The organism is Mesorhizobium sp. M2A.F.Ca.ET.037.01.1.1, from assembly GCF_003998075.1.
GTDB lineage: Bacteria > Pseudomonadota > Alphaproteobacteria > Rhizobiales > Rhizobiaceae > Mesorhizobium.
Genome location: NZ_RZSA01001000.1, coordinates 1 through 2,318 on the forward strand (window position 1 = coordinate 1; position 2,318 = coordinate 2,318).

2 protein-coding genes and 1 pseudogene are annotated in these 2,318 nt (G+C 65.3%); 1 reads left to right on the forward strand and 2 read right to left on the reverse strand.

The genetic code is table 11. The annotated features are described in order from the left end of the window. Positions 1-780, reverse strand: a 780-nt coding sequence (locus EOA27_RS32505) for an MFS transporter (RefSeq protein ID WP_127258296.1), incomplete at its 3' end; no start/stop codon positions are given. A gap of 421 nt (positions 781-1,201) precedes the next feature. On the opposite strand from EOA27_RS32505, the gene EOA27_RS32515 reads away from it, so the two are divergent. After that, positions 1,202-1,621 (forward strand): VOC family protein, encoded by a 420-nt coding sequence (locus EOA27_RS32515; RefSeq protein ID WP_126083339.1) that lies wholly within the window; start codon positions 1,202-1,204, stop codon positions 1,619-1,621. Positions 1,622-1,735: 114 nt separating this feature from the next. Here EOA27_RS32515 and EOA27_RS41130 read toward each other — a convergent pair. After that, a pseudogene (locus EOA27_RS41130) lies at positions 1,736-2,318 on the reverse strand (adenylate class-3/4/guanylyl cyclase); the annotation flags it as partial.

A 2,318-nucleotide genomic window follows, 5' to 3' on the forward strand; every position in this document is an offset into this window, starting at 1 on the left:
GCCCTCGACGCTGTAGATCGACACGGCCGCCATCGGCGCGATACCGCAGGACATGGCATAGCTCACCATGTGGAAGATCGGGCCCGAATGAGCCGCGCAGCAGGCGAAGAAAGTGAGCCCCAGCACGATGAATTGCGGCGAGCGCAGCGCCTGGCCGACGCTCATGCCGGGACCGTCGGCGGCGGGCGCCGACGTGCCGTCGCTTGCCGCGACCGCCGCCGGCGGCTGGCGCACCAGCAAGACGGCGGGCAAAAGCAGCACCCAGGCCATGACGCCGATATCGAACATGGCGGTGCGCCAGTCATAGGCGGTGATCAGCCAACGCGCGAAGGGCGAGATGGTCATCGGCGCCACGCCCATGCCGGCCGAGACCAGCGACACGGCAAGGCTTCGGTTGGTGTCGAACCAGGCTGTGGTGAGCGCGATCATCGGCGCGAAGAAGGCGCTGGCGGCCAGGCCTACGATGATGCCGTAGCTGAGCTGGAAGACGATGAGCGAATTGGCGCGGCTCGCCACCACCAGCGACAGGCCGAGCAGCACGGCGCCCGCAAGCACCACGGGCCGCGCGCCGACCCGGTCATAGATCGCGCCCCAGGCGAAGCCACCGAGGCCCATCACAAGGAAGTTCAAGGTCATGGCGCTGGAAATGCCGGTGCGCGACCAGTTCGTGTCGAGCGACATCGGCTCCAGGAAGATCGCCAGCGAGAACATGGCGCCGAGCGCCACACAGGTCATCAGCGCGCCGGCCGCGACGATGACCCAACGATAGGAATGGTTCATGGTTCTTCTCCATGCCGTAAGGCATCCTGTTTGATGCGGCACGGTTTTTCCAGTCCACCGGGCCGCTTGCGTCCGAAGGACGCCGAAGCGGGAGCCAATCCTACAAATCCGGTTGCATTTTTTATCTGGTTTTTTGCTATCGATTATTGGACTGCTGGAAAGGCCGCGTTCCTTCGCCCCCCTCTGTCCTGCCGGACATCTCCCCCACGACGGGGGAGATTGGCAGTTCCCGTGCTGGCGCTTTTCCCCCGGCGTTGGCGATTGGCGAAAGGCCGCGTGAAGGCTGATCTCCCCCCAAGTGGGGGAGATGCCCGGTAGGGCATAGGGGGGCGCTGTCCCGCCGGCCTCTCGAACTGTCAGCAGTCTTGACCACGCACCGGGCCCTTCTAGATTGAGCCGCAGCAACCAGCAGGAGCCCCCCATGGAACTCTATCGCGGCCGGCTCATCGACCACATCCAGCTCGTGGTGCGCGACCTTGCGGCCAGCCGGCGTTTCTATGGCGCCCTGTTCGAGGTGCTGGGCATCCCGATCGGCGGCGAGGCGCAGGATTATTTCTGGGCCGACGAATTGTTCGTCTCCAGCGCCGACAGCCGCGCCGCGCTCGGCGTGCTCACCGGCCGCCATCATCTGGCTTTCCAGGCGAAGGACCGCGCCATGGTCGATGCCTTCTACCAGGCCGGGCTCGCCGCCGGCGGCAAGGACAATGGCGCGCCGGGCGAGCGCCATTACCATCCCGGCTACTATGCCTGCTTCCTGCTCGACCCCGACGGCAACAACATCGAGGCGGTCTTCCATGGCGAGGCCAGCCGAAGCGCCGCGGCGGTCGAGATCAGTTTCTAGCCGGACATGCTTAAAGCATGTCTCCCGAAAGTGGGAACCGGTTTCGGGATAAAGACATGCGTAAAATCAAAGACCTAAAGCGCATGGAGCGAATCCCAAGGATCGCGACGCGCTTTAGATGGCCGTGTCCCAGCCGGCGAGTTCGAGCCCGCGACGCAGTCGTTCGCGGTCCTCTTCGCGTTCCATGCGCATGTCCTGGACGATCTGGGCGATGGTGAGGTCTGGCTCCAGGGCGCGACCTTCGATGACGCAGGCCAGCGCCTTCCCGTGGTCGCTGGCAAATGCGTGGCATGCGGCCAGCCGCGCCCATTGCCAGGCGCTCTTGCGGGGCAGACAAGAGAAGGACGCGGCCGCTTCCTGATACCGCCCGAGCGCCAGCAGAGCTTCGCCTCGATCGTAATAGTACCAGGTCGGATGCATGGGATTGAGCTGGACGGCCTTGTCGAGCAGCGCGAGCCCAACCTCGCCGTCGCCGCGCAGCGCCCGGAAGAAGCCGGTTTGGGCGAGCGTGTCTGCATCGTAGGGATTGAGATCCAGCGCGCGGGCGAAGTGCTTCTCGACCGCGTCGTATTCGTCGCGGCCGCGATAGAGAAGCGTCAGCGCCAGCATGCGGTGGCAGCGCGCCTCGTCCGGGCTGAGCGCGATCGCATGCAGCGCCCGGAAGAAGCCGGTTTGGGCGAGCGTGTCTGCATCGTAG

Bases quoted from the DNA above. Each gene is read 5' to 3' on its own strand.
- EOA27_RS32515 (WP_126083339.1), top strand. From the start codon at position 1,202: ATGGAACTCTATCGCGGCCGGCTCATCGACCACATCCAGCTCGTGGTG.